This is a genomic window from Flavobacterium taihuense (genome assembly GCF_019351435.1).
GTDB lineage: Bacteria > Bacteroidota > Bacteroidia > Flavobacteriales > Flavobacteriaceae > Flavobacterium > Flavobacterium taihuense.
Map to the genome: position 1 here is coordinate 91,363 of NZ_JAHWYN010000008.1, position 18,074 is coordinate 109,436.

The following is an 18,074-nucleotide window of genomic DNA, read 5'->3' on the forward strand; positions in this document are numbered from 1 at the left end:
TTGCAACTCAGCCATGATTTGAAAGGACTTCAAACAACATACTATCTGTCTTTAAACAAACAAAGTAAGCAATCAAAGGCACAACGAATAAAATAACAGTACCTTTGCGCCAACTTAAAGGGGTAAACTAAATTAATTACAGTCTACTTCATAAACACAATTTATGTCATTTCAATCATTAGGCTTATCTGATGCTCTATTAAAAGCAGTCAGCAAAAAAGGATATACAACTCCTTCTCCAATACAACAAAAAGCGATTCCACCAGTCTTAGAAGGCAAAGATGTATTAGCATCTGCACAAACGGGAACAGGAAAAACAGCTGGTTTTACATTACCCATATTACAATTATTATCCCAAGGAAAACATTTAAGTCACAGACCAATTCGTGCCTTAATTTTGACACCAACAAGAGAATTAGCTGCTCAAATATTAGCGAATATAAAAGAATACAGCGAATTTTTAGATATACGCAGCACCGTCATTTTTGGTGGTGTAAATCAAAACCCACAAGTTAGTCAATTGCGTCAAGGTGTTGATATTTTAGTAGCAACTCCTGGTCGATTAATTGATTTACAAAATCAAGGTTTAATTTCACTTTCGAAAGTAGAAATCTTGGTTCTGGATGAAGCAGACCGAATGCTCGACATGGGTTTTTTACGAGACATTGAACGCGTCATGAAAGTATTGCCTTCAAAAAGACAAAATTTGATGTTCTCGGCAACCTTCTCCAAAGACATTAAGAAATTAGCAATGGGTATCTTGCACCATCCAGTTCAGGTTGAAGCTACACCCGAAAACACAACAGTTGATGCTATTGCTCAAAAAATATATCCTGTTGCAAAAGAGAAAAAAACAGAATTGATCATTAAATTGATTACTGAAGGCAACTGGAAACAGATTTTGGTGTTTACGCGTACCAAACAAGGCGCCAACAAGTTGACTGAAAGCATGATTAGTGCAGGCATTAAAGCTGCTGCAATTCATGGAAATAAAGGTCAAGGCGCCAGAACCAAAGCCCTAGCTGGTTTCAAAAACGGAAGTCTAACCGCTTTGGTCGCTACAGATATTGCAGCACGAGGTTTGGATATCCCGTTATTACCGCATGTTATTAATTTTGAATTACCTAATATTCCTGAAGATTACGTTCACCGAATTGGAAGAACAGGAAGAGCTGGAGCAAGCGGAGAAGCTATTTCTTTATTTAGTCCAGACGAAACCATTTTTTTACGCGATATCGAGAAATTGGTTGGCTTGAAATTACCTAAAGAAAACATCAAAGGTTTTGAACCAGACCCAAACGCATCAACAGAACCAATCAAACAAGGTCAAGAGAGACAGCAACGCAATTCAACTCCTAAGAAACCAAAAAATGATAATCCAAACAGAAGCACTAGTAATAGTTTTGGTCCAAGACGCCCAAGTCAAAATAATGACAGACGTTCTACCAAATAACATCTAAAATTATCTAAGAGCCTGATTTTAATACTTTTTTAGAAGCAGAGAATTTCGTTTCTTTTGAAGATTCCTCCCACTATCCACTACAAACGAAGTTCACTGAACTCCAATCAAAATAAATACTAAATGAAGTAATCTTATGGGGGGCAAAATGCAAACCCCCACAAGGACTATCGTTTCTATCGGGTCTAAAATACACGTTTTTTACTTCTTTCAAATTTTCTGAAATCTAAATTCTGAAATCTAAAATTTCTTTTACCCCAACCACCCATCACGATCCAAACTTCTATATTGAATCGCCTCGGCGATATGTCCGGAACCCACCACATCTGCTCCTTCTAAATCGGCTATCGTTCTAGAGACTTTGAGAATCCTGTCAAAAGCCCGGGCAGAAAGATTCAATCTTTCCATAGCAGTTTTCAATAAGAGCAATGATGCGTCATCAAGTGCGCAATGCTCCCTAATTTGTTTCGAACTCATTTGTGCATTATAATGAATATGATCTATTTCTTCAAATCTTTTGGATTGGATTTCACGAGCCGAAGTAACACGTTTTCTGATTTCTACACTACTTTCCCCATTTCTTTTTTCGGTCAATTTATCAAAAGGTACCGGCGTTACTTCAATATGAATATCAATTCTATCCAACAAAGGACCGGAAATCTTACTCAAATAGCGGGTCATTTCATGAGGCGATGAAGTGTTGGGAGAATCCGGATCATTGAAAAATCCGCTCGGACTCGGGTTCATACTTGCCACCAACATAAATGACGAGGGATAAGTTATCGTAAATTTTGCCCTCGAAATGGTTACTTCTCTATCTTCCAATGGCTGTCGCATTACTTCCAGCACCTCGCGTTTGAATTCGGGCAATTCATCCAAAAACAAAACCCCATTGTGCGCCAACGAAATTTCGCCTGGTTGCGGATAACTCCCCCCGCCCACAAGCGCCACTGATGAAGCTGTATGATGCGGACTGCGAAACGGACGCTGATTCATCAATCCCACATCCTTTACTTTTCCAGCAACACTGTGAATTTTTGTAGTTTCCAGAGCTTCTTTCAAAGTCATTGGAGGCAAAATACTAGGCAATCTTTTAGCAATCATAGTTTTTCCTGAGCCAGGAGGACCAATGAGAATTATATTATGTCCCCCAGCAGCCGCAATTTCCATACACCGTTTTATAGATTCTTGACCACGTACTTCGGAGAAATCAAATTCCGGAAAATCTAAGGTTTTATAAAATTCATCCCGTGTATTAATAACCGTAGGCTCAATTGTTCCCTTTCCTTCAAAAAAATCAATGACTTCCAATACATTTTCCACACCATAAACGTCAAGGCCAGCTACAATTGCTGCTTCTTTTACGTTTTGCTTGGGAAGGAAGAAACCTTTAAAACCTTCTTCTTTGGCTTTAATGGCAATAGGAAGTCCCCCTTTTATAGGCTGCAAACTTCCGTCCAGCGAAAGTTCTCCCATAATGAGGTATTTATCCACCTCATCGGATTTGATCTGTCCCGATGCGGCAAGAATCCCAATAGCAAGTGTCAAATCATAGGCTGATCCTTCCTTGCGTAAATCGGCGGGTGCCATATTGATGGTTATTTTTTTAACTGGAAGATTGTAACCATTATTTTTTAAGGCGGCGGCAATACGGTAACTGCTTTCTTTTATCGCATTATCCGGCAAACCTACCAAGTGGTAACCTATTCCTTTATCAATATTCACTTCAACAGTGATAGTTGTGGCTTCAACCCCAAAAACAGCACTTCCATAAACTTTGATTAGCATATATAATAGTTTGGCTTAAATGTAAAAACAATTTTACTTTAAACCTAAAATAATTAACTAAATTCTTACTTATATAACAATTCTATGTTACTGTGCGCAGAAAATTAAGAATACACCAACCCAATTTGCTTCCTCACTTCATCCACGATTGTAATGAGATCCAAACTATTTTGATGAGACCAAAGTTCACTTTCAATTCTATTTGCACGGATGCAAGTATGACATTCCTCAATTTCGTAAGTGTAGCCTTTGCCAAGCGTTGGTCTTTTGAACTTTTCTTTATGGTCGTCTTGTATCAAAGTATAAGATTCTGTCATATACCACGGAGAGTTTAGATTAATTCGGCCTTGCGTAGCACTTATGGTAGCTTTAAGATTAGAAGAAGATAAAAAACTGGAGTGCAATATCGCTTGTGCCGTTTCATATTGTAAAATGATAGATGTTTGCAAGTCGGCACCAGTGGAATGGAAATTAGATTTGGCTACAATCTCTTTTGGAATTCCCAACATTAAATAGGCCAAAAACAACGGATACACACCAACATCCATCAATGAACCGCCGCCCAGTTTTATATCAGTCATTCTGTTGCCTTCGAGATTTTCGACTGCAAAAGCAAAATCTGCATTAAGGTATTTTACATCACCAATTAATCCATTTTGAACGTGTAACAAAGCTTCACGCACTGAAGGATTGAATCGCGTCCAAAACGCTTCCATAAAAAACTTATTGAATTGTTTGGACGTTTTAATCATTTGCAAAGCATCTTGATAATGCAAAGCGATTGGCTTTTCACACAGTACATGTTTGTTGCTTTGCAATGCCTTAATAGTTAATTCAGCATGTGAATCGTGAGGTGTGGCAATATAAAGAATGTCGATATTTTCGTCTTGAAAAAGTTCATCATAAGAACCATAGGCATTTGGACATTGGAACCGATTGGCAAAATCTCGAGCTTTGTCCAAACTTCTGGAAGCTACAGCGAAAAGCTCTGCTGATTCAACCAATTGCAATTCGCTGGCAAATTGTTCCGCGATATGGCCCAAACCTACAATTCCCCATTTTATTTTTATATTCTTTTTCATTACAGGTACTCTTAAAAACACGTAAATATAAGATTTTTGAATAAATTTCTAATTGTATTTAATGGTGTAAGTCTAAAAAAAATTACCCTGAGACTAGCAAAGAATTACGCTAAGTTCGCAAAGATTTGCGGTTAAAATTGGCAATGCTATTATGATTATTTCATTGTCACATGCTCTTATTCATCAATATTAAGGTTTATCTCGTCCGATGAATCTTTCTTTTGCGAATAAAAAGCTCACAGCTCTCAAAACATTTTTATCGATGGATGGATCAAAAGCAATTTTAAAATCAACAGTATCACCCACTTCTTTTTCAACCATTTTTCGCATGGGTTTATTTAAGAATAATGCCAATATCCAGCTATATTTTATTAAGGTTTAAACCAATTAACAACCTTCTAATTTAATTTTTACAGGGATTTTTCCTTTGTCTTTATTCGCTTGTCGAAAAATTAAATCCAAAACAGTATCTGATAAAAACACGAACTGATTCACTCCTACTATTTGAATCTCTGCCGAGATTTTATTGGTCTTACTATTGTTCATTTTGGAATCAAAAGCTATTGTTAAACAAATATAGTTTTTTTAAAATAACTAAATTTTAGAAAGTATATTAATAGAGACCATAATATTTTTTCTCTTACAAATGCCTTGTTTTAAGTTGCTGAGGGTAAAAACAAGCAAAAATTACGGTTAGTAGGTTTATTATTTATATTTGAAAAAGAGACAACCAAGTGTTATAGACTACTCCCAAAATAGGGTGTACATGAATATATGAGTCAAGCATATACGATAGTTAGCTTAAAACCTCTTCACCAGTAGAGAAATCAATAATAAAACAGAATCAAATGACAGAAGAAATATTTATAGAAGTTTTTTGACAGTCCTTTTTTAAAGAGAAGTATGTGGAAATTAATATGCTTATTTTCATAAACTATACAACACTTTTATAAGATTTAAGTACTACCTTTAATTATTGTTTCCAATTTTAAAATGATTTCCAAAATATATTTAATCACATAAAATGAAAAACTCACTAGTCACCAAAACTTCTATTAGCGTTAACGCCAGTCCTGTACAAGTTTGGGAAGCATTAATAACACCTAAACTGATAAAAAAATATTTGAAGGGGACAGATGTTAGTACAGATTGGAAAGAAGGCAGCACAATTACTTATGATGGTGAATACGAAGGCAAAAAGTATCATGACAAAGGAATTATCAAAAAAATAGTACCTAAAAAAACATTACAAAGCACTTATTTAAGTTCTATGACAGGAAAAGAAGACAGGGCAGAAAATTATAATCTTGTCACTTACAAAATAGCCACACATAATGACAAAACTGTCATAACTCTCACTCAGGATAATAACGCTACAGAAAAGGAAAAAGAACATTCAACGGAAAATTGGAAAATGGTAATAAAAAAAATGAAACAAGTAATCGAAAACAAAAATAAATAAAAATATTCCTCGACATACTAAATTTATGAATTACAAAATCAGTCCATTTGACAAAGTAAGGATTTAACCAATAATGGCATCCGCTAACAGCTATTATAATGGATTTGGGCAATTGGCTTAATATAAACTGGTTTTATATTTGAGGAAATTTGACAAACTCAAAGATAACGCTCAATTTAACTCTAGATATAAGGTTTGCTTACTGACAATAAATTTCCTTTTGTAATTGGTAGTGATTGTAGCATTCTGATTGGCACAGCCATTGCTCTAAAACAGCATGAAAATTATACCTTACCTTATCTAGATAGACATACTGATTTTATGAATATTTCATTTTCAGAAACCGGTATAGTGCTGGCAGAATGGCAGCTTCATTGACAACTGGTTATGAACATTAAAAAGTGGGTAATATTTTAAATTTATCCCTTTATATAAAACAAGAAAACCTTTGGTTCGCTGGAAACCGAGAATATGATGATGAATACAAAAATGAGATTCGTAATTGTAATGTAAAATATATACCCCTGGAAATGTTGCGAAAAGAAGGTATTCTAAATTGTGTGCAGTCCTTCCTCAGAGAAACTGAGAATAAACAACTAATTGGATTATGGCTTCATATAAACGTTGATGTATTCAATGAGACCATAATACCATGTGTTGGCAGCAGAACAGTGGATGGACTAATGCATGAAGAATTTAATCTATTGACCTATCGCTTATTCAAAAGCGACAAACTAACTGGTTTTGAAATTGCTATTTTGGATCCAGATTTAGACACAAACGGTCAATATACAAAAGATTTTGTTTTGAACAATACCAGTTACCTTCAACAGTACTTCACAAAAGTAAATAAACAGAATAGCTGATATTTTGTCAGAACGAAGCATTTAGGGAGATTTTATTTTAAATCGTATTTGGGAGAACTATCAACTTAAAACAATTATTAAACAACAATTTAAAAAGATCTATACCGCATTTAAAAAAACTTTAAAATTCTATACTATGAAAAAAATTATCCTGTATTACTTATTATTTATATCAACAATTTCATTTGCTCAAAGTGAGATTGTAACAACAAAAAGTGGTAAAAAAGTGGTTTTAAAAGCAGATAAAACTTGGGAATACTTAGATTTACCTGTAATTAGTGAAGAAAAAAAGATTCCCGGCAAGGCATGTGATTTAGGCGAAAATTTTCTTGAACCCAAAAGCGATAAAGGAATCAACTCTTGGCTAAAAAGATACAATGCAACAACCGATTATTTAAAAAAACAGGTTGCTAAAGAAAATAATTGCGCCATTACAGATGTTACATTAATCACTATTTCTGAACAGAAAGACAATGGAACATATTCACTTTGCGTAAAGGGAACAGAAATGAAATACCAAAGAATAGGTTACATATTCTCACGGGACAATGAAAAGCATTAGTTTATGATTTTGTGCCAAATTATAGTGTTAAAACAAGTAAATTCTTTAAATTTGAGTCTTACAACTTAAAGAAAATACTATGGGACTATTTAATGCCATTCTGGGCAATGCATCCGAAGTAAACACAGAAAATCTTTCGAAAGAATTTGAACCTTTAATGATAGCCGGTGAAACGATCGAGAAAGGCTACAAAGTGATTAAGGATATGTTTGTTTTTACCAACAAAAGACTGATTTTGGTTGAAAAACAACTAGTAGGCAGTAAGGTTGATTACCTTTCGATTCCGTATTCGTCTATTAAAAAATTCTCTAAAGAAAGCGCAGGAATCCTTGACATGGATGCCGAATTGAAGATTTGGCTCACTGGCGAAGATGCTCCCATTTCTAAACAATTTGGTAAAGGCGGTAATAACATCAACGAAGTGTATCAAATCCTGAGTCAACATATTTTGAAATAAATTAGATTAAAGAAAGAGAAAAAAGAGTCAAGAAGAAAGATTTTTGGATGTGGGTTTCTAAATTGAATTGATTTCTCTTCATACTTTCTTCTTGTTTCTTGTTTTTTTCATCTCAACCCTCTTAAAACCTGCATACTATGAAAATAATCATTCGCACTTTTAAGCTCAAACTAAAGCACACTTTTACGATTTCGAGAGAGTCACACGATATACAACCTACACTGATTGTCGAATTGCAAAGTGATGGATTTTCGGGTTTTGGTGAGGCGACTTCGAATCCGTACTATAATATCACGGTGGACAGCATGAGAGCGAACTTGGAAGCTATTATTCCGTTTATAGAATCCCATAATGACGAAACTCCCGAGGAATTCTGGGATAGTGCTTCGGCTTTATTAAAGAATGATAGGTTTGCATTATGTGCTTTGGACATGGCTTACCATGATTTGTATGCCCAAAAAAAAGGCAAAAAACTATACGAACTTTGGGGAAATTCTCCTTTGCACAATCCCAAAACAGATTACACCATTGGGATTGATAAAATAGATAAAATGGTGACGAAGCTGAAAGAAATGCCTTGGCCTATCTACAAAATTAAATTAGGCACCAAAGACGACATTGCCATTGTCACCGAATTGCGCAAACATACCGACGCCCGTTTCCGAATAGATGCCAATTGTGGCTGGACGGTTACTGAAACGATTAATAATGCAATTGCACTAAAAAAACTAGGGGTCGAGTTTCTCGAACAGCCCATTAAAGCAGATCAATGGGCCGCACACAAAGAGGTTTTCAAGCACTCTGTCTTGCCAATTATTGCCGACGAGAGTTGCATTGTAGAAGAAGATGTGGCCAAATGTCACAATCATTTTCATGGAGTCAATATAAAATTAGTAAAATGTGGAGGCCTTACGCCAGCAAGAAGAATGATCGCAGAAGCTAAACACTTTGGAATGAAAGCAATGGTGGGTTGTATGACTGAATCCTCGATTGGCATTTCAGCCATTGCTCATTTATTACCAGAATTGGATTATGTGGATATGGATGGCGCATTATTACTATCCGAAGACATTGCTACTGGTGTTACCATTACCGATGGAATTATTCATTATGTCGATTCGAATGGAATAGGTGCTTCATTAATAAATCGCTAAACTAATGCAACTAAACGAGATTCCCAATAGAGTATTTTATAAGGAAGGCGAAGAGTTTTTCTACTTTGGTGGTACCAATTACCTAGGTGTTACCACCCTACCCGAGTTTCAAAATATTCTATCGGATAGTCTTCAAAAATGGGGAACAAGTTATGGGAGTTCCCGTTCGGCCAACATTCAACTAGGAATTTATAAAATTGCCGAAGATTTACTAGCCAAACAAATAGGAACCGAAGCAGCTGTTACCGTTTCATCAGGTATGCTTGCTGGAAAATTGGTTCTTGAACAATTACAACATATCACCGATTTGGTTTTTCATTTCCCTAATACGCATCCCGCTTTATTACATCCTTTTTCACTTCCTTTGATTCAAAACGGGAAACTGAATCCATTTCTTTTAGACCCTACTGTTTCAAGAATCGGAATCGTAGCTGATGCTATTCCCTCACTAGAGGTTACTCCCATTGATTTGAGGATACTAAAAGATATTCCAAGTTCTAAAATCATAACCTTGCTACTTGATGAATCACATAGCATCGGAATTCTAGGCAACGAAGGACAAGGCGTTTTAAATCAATACGAACTTCCTTCAAATGTTCATCAAAAAATTAGTATCGCATCCCTCGGAAAAGCCATGGGTCTTTCGGGTGGGGTTATTGCAGGAGATTCTTTATTTATAGACGAAATAAAAAAACAACAAAACTTTGTTGGTGCTTCTGGAATGAATCCAGCTTTTTTGGAAACTTTTGTAAATGCTCAAAATATCTATCATTTACAGAGAAAACAACTAAACGACAATTTAAATTATGTTGCTGAAAATCTTATTCCCAACAAGGCCTTTACTTTTACCTCCACCTATCCTGCCATCTATTTTGACCAAGAGGAATTACTACAACTACTGCTGGAAAACAACATTATTCCAACCTCATTTCCTTATCCAACAACATCAGGAAAATTAAGTAGGATTGTCATTAGTGCCCATCATACCAAAGAGGATTTAGACATAATGATACAACAATTAAATATTTTTACACAACTACGTGCTGATTCTGAAGGTGACATTCGATTTGTGCTGTAGTGATTAAGACAAAAAAGAATAAACTTCCCCAAATTCAATCAATAGAGCTATAATTTTATAACAATAAACGACAGACTTATTATATTTATAACTCAAAACTGATAATACATCCAGTAATCGAAATAAACAGCTACAATTCCCAAAAGCACATGATTGAATTAACACCTTAAAAACGTATTAAATTAAATTATTGTTATTTTTAAGTACATTTTGCATCACCTACCCCAAATTTTTAGGGGTCAAAATATAAAAATGATAAAAATGACATATCAATACCCATTTTAAGATGGTGATTGAAATGATTTTTTATTTTTGCATAAAAAAAATAAAAATTTAATCTAAAATGCGAAAAATAGTTTTAAGTGTGATTCTCATCACGATTTTGGTACTATCCTATTGCTCTAATTACTTTTTAACAAAGAACCCAACAAACCTTTCCGAAATTTCAAAATTCAATACTGGAGATACGGCGTGGATGCTAGTTGCTTCGGCATTGGTTTTATTAATGACCCCTGGACTAGGCTTTTTTTATGGAGGCATGGTCGGCAAAAAAAATGTCATTAGTACCATGCTTCAGAGTTTCATGGCCATGATCATCGTAACAGTTCTATGGGTTTTAATTGCTTTCGGGCTATCTTTCGGGCCATCAATAGGAGGCATAATTGGAAATCCACTGCCAAATCTATTATTCCAGGGTGTAGGCATTGGTACTTCATGGAAGTTAGCACCGACAATTCCCTTTTTATTATTTGCTTTATTTCAAGCAAAATTTGCCATTATAACTCCAGCTATTGTAACAGGAGCATTCGCAGAACGCATTCGTTTTTGGGCCTACCTTTTATTTATGGTTTTATTCATTTTATTTGTATACACTCCGTTAGCTCACATGACTTGGCATCCTGATGGGTTGTTATACAATTTAGGAGTATTGGATTTCGCAGGAGGAACAGTTGTACACATGAGCGCAGGATGGGCAGCTCTTGCCGGTGCAATGTTCCTTGGAAAACGAAAAGTACCTAAAGCTAACCCAGCTCGTATCACTTATGTATTATTAGGAACTGGTTTATTATGGTTTGGCTGGTTCGGCTTCAATGCTGGATCTGCCATGGGAGCAAATGGGCTTGCTGCACAAGCATTAGGGACAACAACCGTAGCAGCTGCATCAGCTTCAATGGCGTGGGTATTTCTTGATAAAATCATGGGACACAAACTTTCGGCTATGGGCGCCTGTATTGGTGCTGTAGTAGGACTGGTGACTATCACGCCCGCTGCTGGATATGTCAGTATACCACACGCAATCACCATCGGGATTCTTGGAAGTCTTGTCAGTAACATTATGGTAAGCAAATTTCCAAAAGGAAAAATTGATGATGCCTTAGATGTATTTGCTTGTCACGGTGTTGGCGGAATGGTTGGTATGGTTTTGACAGGCGTTTTTGCATCTAAAGACATCAATCCTGCTGTTATCGATCAAGGACTTGCTTTTGGCGAAACTAAATTATTCACTCACCAAATGATTGCTTTAGTTGGCGTTTCTATATTTGCTTTTACAATGTCCTACTTTCTTTTCTATATTGTTAATAAAATAACTCCTTTAAGAGTATCCGAAGAAAAAGAAGAATTAGGATTAGACATCTCACAACACGGAGAATATTTATAACATCTTTTAATTACAAAACCAAAACACTCTATTTTTTAGGGTGTTTTTTTTTGCATTCTGCCAAACCATCATGTTAATAGCAATCCCCTTTGATTCAATTCCAATTAAAAAACGCTCATACACATCATATAGACAAACCTATAAAATCAAATAAACACTAATCTAATTTTTTAATATTTAACAAATTTTTAATAAATTTAACAAATTTACTTCCGATGAAAAAAAAAACAACTTTACGAAAATTTACCCTCAAACTTCTTCAAACCTCCTTAAGAAGACAAAACCAAATCGCTTCTAAAAAACAAATCATTATAAACGATTTTTTAAGCTATCATTAACAAAACTCTCGTCCAACTACCAAAATAGGCGATTATTTCATAAAAATGCAGTCATTTAAAAAAAAAATCTTAAAAAAAACTTAAATCCCTATTAACACATTCTATATTTTTACTTTAAAAATTGAACACCCCTCAAAATAGACAGGCTGTTAATACAATATTCATAAAAATAACCATATACACCCATAATTTTTGGAGGGTAGTCAATCATTTAATACTTTTATAAAAAATTAAAACCAAAAACTATGCGAAAAATTATTTTAAGTGTGATACTAATCACAATGCTGGTATTATCCATTTTTTCAATTCATTTCCTTGTTGAATCACCAACATTAGGAGCACACATTGTAGAATTAAAGTTAGACACAGGAGACACGGCTTGGATGATTGTAGCCACAGCGCTTGTATTATTAATGACGCCAGGACTCGGATTCTTTTATGGTGGAATGGTAGGCAAAAAAAATGTTATTAGTACCATGTTACAAAGCTTTATGGCTATGGTTATAGTAACCGTACTATGGGTTGTAATTGGATTTGGATTATGTTTTGGACCTTCAATCGGAGGCTTTATAGGTGACCCATCCTCAAATCTGTTCTTTAATGGAGTAAGTGCAAACACAGCTTGGGAATTAGCACCAACTATTCCTTTTATTTTATTTGCTTTATTTCAGGCAAAATTTGCTATCATCACTCCAGCTTTAATCACAGGTGCTTTTGCTGAAAGAGTACGTTTCTGGGCTTACCTATTATTTATGGTATTGTTTATACTATTTGTATATGCGCCATTATGCCACATGACTTGGCATCCTGACGGAATGTTCTTCAAAATGGGAGTATTAGATTTTGCCGGTGGAACTGTAGTTCACATGAGTGCTGGTTGGGCTGCTTTGGCTGGAGCTATCTTCTTAGGAAAAAGAAAAGTACAAAAAACAAACCCAGCTCGTATTACTTATGTATTACTAGGTACTGGTTTATTATGGTTCGGTTGGTTCGGTTTCAATGCAGGATCTGCCGTAGGAGCTGGTAGTCTTGCTGCTCAAGCATTGGGAACTACAACTGTAGCTGCCGCTGCCGCTGCCATGGGATGGGTCTTTTTAGACAAAATTCTTGGACACAAACTTTCGGCTATGGGTGCTTCTATCGGAGCTGTAGTAGGACTAGTTGCCATTACGCCCGCAGCAGGATTTGTAAGCATTCCTCATGCTATGGCAATCGGTATTATTGCAAGTGTTATAAGCAACCTTGTCGTAAGCAAATTTCCAAAAGGAAAAATTGACGATGCCTTAGATGTATTTGCCTGTCATGGTGTTGGAGGTATGGTAGGTATGCTCTTGACTGGAGTTTTTGCATCAAAAGCCATAAACCCAATTGTAGGTGATAACCAAGGTTTAATTTTTGGTGACCCAACTTTGTTTTTAATACAATTGAAAGCATTGGTTCTGGTTTCAATATTTGCTTTCACAATTTCTTATGCTTTATTCTTCATTGTAAATAAAATAACTCCGTTAAGAGTTACTGAAGAAAAAGAAGAATTAGGATTAGATATTTCTCAACACGGAGAATTCCTATAAAACTCAATTTTCAAATACTAAAAACACTCTAGAATTTATTTTAGAGTGTTTTTTTTTTATATAAATCACCCTTCCATTTATTAAAAAATATATGATGATTTTAACAGATACACTGCCATTATATTCCTAAATTTATTACCCCATTTCAGAACAATAATCACTCTTCAATCTTTCTCATTTCTTTCCTACAAAGTTATGTCGCTGACGATATAATTAAAAACAATAAATCAAACTGTTATGGAACTAGAAATCGAACAAATCAGGAACCAACAGAGAGAAACTTGGAATAAGTTTTCATCTGGCTGGAAAAAATGGGACGAACTCACAATGGATTTTCTAAAACCAATGGGAGATGAAATAATTAAACTACTCAATTTAAAAGACGACGATATCGTCTTGGATGTCGCTGCGGGAACAGGAGAGCCTGGTCTCACAATTGCATCGCATTTGAACAGTGGTAAAGTAATTTCTACAGACTTAGCTGAAGGAATGCTTGAAGTAGCTCAGGAAAATGCAAAAAAAAGAGGAATAAAAAATTTTGAAACCATGGTGTGCGACGTAAGTGAGCTCCCATTTGCAAATAATACTTTTGACGCTATTAGTTGTCGTTTTGGCTTTATGTTTTTTCCTGATATGTCATTAGCCCTAAAAGAAATGACAAGAGTCCTTAAACCTGGAGGCAAAATTGCCACTGCCGTTTGGAATATTCCCGAAAAAAATTTCTGGGTAACGGCTACCATGGGAACTATCAATAAAAATATAGAAATACCGCCACCTCCTCCTGGGGCACCAGGAATGTTTCGTTGTGCAAAAGAAGGATTCATGACAAACTTATTTTCACAGGCAGGTTTAAAAAATATTTCTGAAAATGAAGTTACAGGGAAATTAAATTGCAAAACGATAGATGTGTACTGGAATCTAATGAATGATATTGCCGCCCCTGTAGTTGCTGCCCTTAGTAAAGCAGACGAGGCAATGAAGGGAAAAATAAAAAAAGAAGTATATGAATTAATAAATCAAAAATATCCGGACGACCAAGTCATTATTGACTCAAGCGCACTTGTTATTTATGGAGAAAAATAAAAACCATTATCATATTATAAATTTTAAAAAGACTGACTAGTCTTTTAGGCCCTCTAAAACAACACATACAACATACAATAAACATAACGCTAAAAAAACAAATACTTATGACATCTATACAAATTGCCGAAATCTTATTAGCAATGTTCGTTATAGGAGGAATTCGCATTGCACAAGAATACCAACGTGCAGTAGTTTTTAGACTTGGCCGCTTCAAAAACATAAAAGGCCCTGGTATTTATTGGATTATTCCTTTCATAGAGAGACAACAACGGGTTGATATCAGGACAAAAACTGTCGACCTCGAACAACAAGAAACCATAACAAAGGACAGCGTAACGATTAAAGTAAATGCAGTCCTATGGTTCAAAATAACCAATCCTGAAAATGCAATTATTAAAGTAGCCGACTACAATAAAGCTGTTTATCAATTTTCAGTCACCGCATTAAGAAACATCATCGGACAACACTCTCTTGACGAAGTATTGAGAGAAAGAGAACAAATCAATGGAACGCTGCAAAAAATTGTAGATACAGCAACCGAGCCATGGGGAATTAAAATCGAAATGGTAGAAATGAAAGATGTCGAAATCCCAGAAGCTATGCAAAGAGCCATGGCGCGTGAAGCAGAAGCCATCAGGGAAAAAAGAGCGAGAATCGTAAAAGCGGAAGCCGAGTTAGAAGCTTCAATAAAACTAACCCAAGGTGCAAAAAAAATGGAGGAAAGTCCAATTGCACTTGAATTAAGGCGTATGCAAATGCTGGCTGAAATAGGTATTGACAATAATACTACTACAGTAATTCTGATTCCATCTGACTTTACAAGTGCAGCAAAAAGTTTTACAAAACTAATCGACGAAAAAAAAACAACCCAATAACGAAATGAATACCGCAATCGTTAAAATATTGAAAGCTTTTTATATCACACATGATGTAAAATGCTTTGTCCTAGAAAAACCCACAGGATATGATTTTATTCCGGGGCAAGCTACCAGTGTTTCCATAAATCTACCTGAATGGAACGAAAAATTACGCCCTTTTACTTTCACCAATTTAAGGGAACAGAATTATCTCGAATTCATGATTAAAATATACAAAGACCATGAAGGAGTGACCAATAAGCTAGGAAGCATTAATACTGGAGCCGAATTGATTCTACATGATGTTTTCGGGGCTATACAATACAAAGGAAAAGGAACTTTTATTGCTGGAGGTGCAGGTATTACCCCATTCATTTCTATCTTTCGTGATTTGTACAAAAAACAACACATACTAGGCAACAAACTCATTTACAGCAACAAAACATCGGAAGATGTAATTATGTCCGAAGAATTAAAAAAAATGCTAAAGAGAGATTTTTTAAATATCTATACCCGAGAAAATGTAGTCGGATTTCAAGAAAAAAGAATAGATCGCAATTTTCTAATCGAAACCATTTCAGACTTCGGTCAAAACTTTTACGTATGCGGTCCCACCGAATTTGTAAAAAATATCACAAACAACCTATTAGATCTAGGCGCCACAGCAAGTACAGTAATTTTCGAAAAATAAAAACATTATTTACCTGATCAGTTCCCCAAAATTCATGTGAGCGTAACCCCATAAGTAAAAGGGGCTTACTCATCGTTGTCTTTATTCGCCCCTTTCTCTTATGCGGTCAGGTCATCCGCGCTACTTCGGTAGCCTGCTTCTACCCTTTACGCGGCATCAGTATTCGATCAGATTATTTCGTTATAACTAATACCTTTTCATTTCACAAGCATTTTTCAAAACTAAAAAGAATAACATCTTTTACCATTCAATTCTATATGAGTACACTTCGTTCTTTACAAACTAACAATCTCCTTTTAAAAAAAGCCTTCCAAAATAAAATCCGGAAGGCTTTAACTTAAAACTCATTAAGCAATTTATTTTTTTATCAGATTCAATGTTTTTGCATTGTCTCCCTGTCTTATTAAGACAATATATTCTCCGACAGGGAACTCTTCTCCGAAAATAATTGCTTGATTCTTATTTTTTTCGATACTTTTCACCTTACGCGCAAGCATATCATAAACCAATACCTCAATTTTTTCAGAACTGCCACCTTCCAAAACTAAAGTAAACTGATTGTCGGTTGGATTAGGGAAAACTTTTACGACAAATTCAACAGGTTCTATATCTGTAGCTGTTGCTTCAACAAGTATTTTGTCAGAATGAGGTGTTTTTGCATTAGATGCTGGAGCCTTGCAAGTACTCGTACATTTACCCAAAAAATCTCCGTGATTAAGATGTTCCTGCACTGCCGACTGATCAACACAAATCGCCGTACAAGGATTCTTAGCACTTCCTGTTTGATGACATATCGCTACTTTAACCACACCACTATTACCAGCGAAACAACGTACATCTTCTGCATCCACTCTTGCTGCTAAATCATAAGGAGTTGTATAAGTACAGCCATTGGCATCTATTACCGTTGCTAAGAATCGTGCATCGGCCAAAAGCGCCACATTTACGGAATAACTGCCGTTAATAGAATATGAAGTAGATGAAGCAGTTACAGAATTTGTTGAACAACTAATACCTGTCGAAAGACCAACATTTGTAGATAATCCCGGTGTCCAAACCTCCTTACCTGATGCATTAATAAAACCACAGATCAGTTGACCATTTGTTCGCACTGCAGCAGGAGCCACTATAGGTGTTGCACCGTTTACCATAGTAATTTTTACAATATATGGAGCAGTTCCTCCTGATGGTGTTGCTGTTATATTTGCAGTCTGATCACCTGTATAACCAAAGTAAAGCATAGATTTATCAGTTGTAATACTAGCACTTAATGCTGTAGCTCTTATAACATTAAACGAACAAGTTGTTGTATTACCACCCGTATCTGTTGCTGTATAAGTAATCACAGTAGTACCAATACCAAAATTAGATGACCCTGGTGCAGGCCCAGCTGTTTGTAAAACTGTAACGGCAGAACAGTTATCATAAGTATTTGGCACGGACCATGTTGCCGTACTCATACAAGTTGACAACGCTATATCTGCGGGACAAATTATCGTAGGCGCCGTTACGTCTTTTACAATTACTGTCTGCGTTTGCGCCGAAGTGTTCCCGTTGCCATCACTATAATTCCAATGAATGGTATAGGTTCCCTGTGCGAAATAGGAAACCGGGTCTAGCGTTGTCGCGGTGATGACTCCTGCGCAGTTGTCGGTGGCCGTAGGCGCGGTAGCCGTTGCAGAGCATTCCCCCGTTACGTCGGCAAGCGTGGCAACGTCAGCCAATGGCGCCGTTACGTCTTTGACAATTACTGTCTGCGTTTGCGCAGAAGTATTCCCGTTGCCGTCATTATAAGTCCAATGAATGGTATAGGTTCCCTGTGCGGAATAGGAAACCGGGTCTAGCGTTGTCGCGGTGATGACTCCTGCGCAGTTGTCGGTGGCTGTAGGTGCGGTAACCGTTGCAGAGCATTCGCCCGTTACATCGGAAAGTGCGGCAACGTCAGCCAATGGAGCCGTTACGT

General features: G+C 36.0%; 17 protein-coding genes. 12 read left to right on the plus strand and 5 right to left on the minus strand.

What is annotated here, in order from left to right:
- The first annotated feature begins 163 nt into the window (after positions 1-163).
- The gene (locus KZH69_RS10825; RefSeq protein WP_219317459.1) at positions 164-1,453 is read left to right on the plus strand and encodes a DEAD/DEAH box helicase; all 1,290 of its coding nucleotides are present in this window, start codon (positions 164-166) and stop codon (positions 1,451-1,453) included.
- 258 nt (positions 1,454-1,711) lie between these two features.
- Here the strand turns inward: KZH69_RS10825 and KZH69_RS10830 are convergent, their stop codons facing one another.
- From KZH69_RS10830 to KZH69_RS10845, 4 genes are all read right to left on the minus strand, one after another.
- Positions 1,712-3,247: a YifB family Mg chelatase-like AAA ATPase gene (locus KZH69_RS10830; protein WP_219317460.1), complete on the minus strand. Its 1,536-nt coding sequence runs from the start codon at positions 3,245-3,247 to the stop codon at positions 1,712-1,714.
- A gap of 104 nt (positions 3,248-3,351) precedes the next feature.
- A complete protein-coding gene (locus KZH69_RS10835) occupies positions 3,352-4,329 on the minus strand; it encodes a Gfo/Idh/MocA family protein (RefSeq protein WP_219317461.1) in 978 nt (325 codons plus the stop codon).
- A 189-nt stretch (positions 4,330-4,518) separates the two neighbouring features.
- Positions 4,519-4,659, minus strand: a complete 141-nt coding sequence (locus KZH69_RS10840) for a hypothetical protein (RefSeq protein WP_219317462.1) — start codon at positions 4,657-4,659, stop codon at positions 4,519-4,521.
- 57 nt (positions 4,660-4,716) lie between these two features.
- Positions 4,717-4,875, minus strand: coding sequence for a hypothetical protein (locus tag KZH69_RS10845; protein ID WP_219317463.1), 159 nt, complete (start codon positions 4,873-4,875; stop codon positions 4,717-4,719).
- A 478-nt stretch (positions 4,876-5,353) separates the two neighbouring features.
- Between KZH69_RS10845 and KZH69_RS10850 the strand changes: the two genes are divergently transcribed.
- From KZH69_RS10850 to KZH69_RS10900, 11 genes are all read left to right on the plus strand, one after another.
- Complete coding sequence (locus KZH69_RS10850) at positions 5,354-5,791, plus strand: SRPBCC family protein (protein ID WP_219317464.1); 438 nt, start codon at positions 5,354-5,356, stop codon at positions 5,789-5,791.
- Between the two features lie 401 nt (positions 5,792-6,192).
- Entirely contained in the window at positions 6,193-6,657 is a 465-nt protein-coding gene (locus tag KZH69_RS20515) for an arginase family protein (protein ID WP_369410659.1), read from the plus strand.
- A gap of 136 nt (positions 6,658-6,793) precedes the next feature.
- A complete protein-coding gene (locus tag KZH69_RS10860) occupies positions 6,794-7,219 on the plus strand; it encodes a DUF3157 family protein (protein WP_219317465.1) in 426 nt (141 codons plus the stop codon).
- A gap of 79 nt (positions 7,220-7,298) precedes the next feature.
- Positions 7,299-7,676, plus strand: a complete 378-nt coding sequence (locus KZH69_RS10865; protein WP_219317466.1) for a PH domain-containing protein — start codon at positions 7,299-7,301, stop codon at positions 7,674-7,676.
- A 137-nt stretch (positions 7,677-7,813) separates the two neighbouring features.
- On the plus strand, positions 7,814-8,830 hold the full coding sequence (locus KZH69_RS10870; protein ID WP_219317467.1) for a dipeptide epimerase: 1,017 nt from the start codon (positions 7,814-7,816) through the stop codon (positions 8,828-8,830).
- A 4-nt stretch (positions 8,831-8,834) separates the two neighbouring features.
- Positions 8,835-9,908, plus strand: a complete 1,074-nt coding sequence (locus tag KZH69_RS10875) for an aminotransferase class I/II-fold pyridoxal phosphate-dependent enzyme (RefSeq protein ID WP_219317468.1) — start codon at positions 8,835-8,837, stop codon at positions 9,906-9,908.
- 343 nt (positions 9,909-10,251) lie between these two features.
- On the plus strand, positions 10,252-11,568 hold the full coding sequence (locus tag KZH69_RS10880; protein WP_219317469.1) for an ammonium transporter: 1,317 nt from the start codon (positions 10,252-10,254) through the stop codon (positions 11,566-11,568).
- Between the two features lie 583 nt (positions 11,569-12,151).
- Positions 12,152-13,477, plus strand: coding sequence for an ammonium transporter (locus tag KZH69_RS10885; RefSeq protein ID WP_219317470.1), 1,326 nt, complete (start codon positions 12,152-12,154; stop codon positions 13,475-13,477).
- Between the two features lie 237 nt (positions 13,478-13,714).
- Complete coding sequence (locus KZH69_RS10890; protein ID WP_219317471.1) at positions 13,715-14,560, plus strand: class I SAM-dependent methyltransferase; 846 nt, start codon at positions 13,715-13,717, stop codon at positions 14,558-14,560.
- Between the two features lie 107 nt (positions 14,561-14,667).
- Positions 14,668-15,438: a slipin family protein gene (locus KZH69_RS10895; protein ID WP_219317472.1), complete on the plus strand. Its 771-nt coding sequence runs from the start codon at positions 14,668-14,670 to the stop codon at positions 15,436-15,438.
- Between the two features lie 4 nt (positions 15,439-15,442).
- Positions 15,443-16,111, plus strand: a complete 669-nt coding sequence (locus KZH69_RS10900; RefSeq protein ID WP_219317473.1) for an FAD-binding oxidoreductase — start codon at positions 15,443-15,445, stop codon at positions 16,109-16,111.
- A 356-nt stretch (positions 16,112-16,467) separates the two neighbouring features.
- On the opposite strand, the gene KZH69_RS10905 is transcribed toward KZH69_RS10900, so the two are convergent.
- Positions 16,468-18,074: HYR domain-containing protein (locus tag KZH69_RS10905; protein WP_219317474.1), on the minus strand; the 1,607-nt coding region annotated here is incomplete at its 5' end.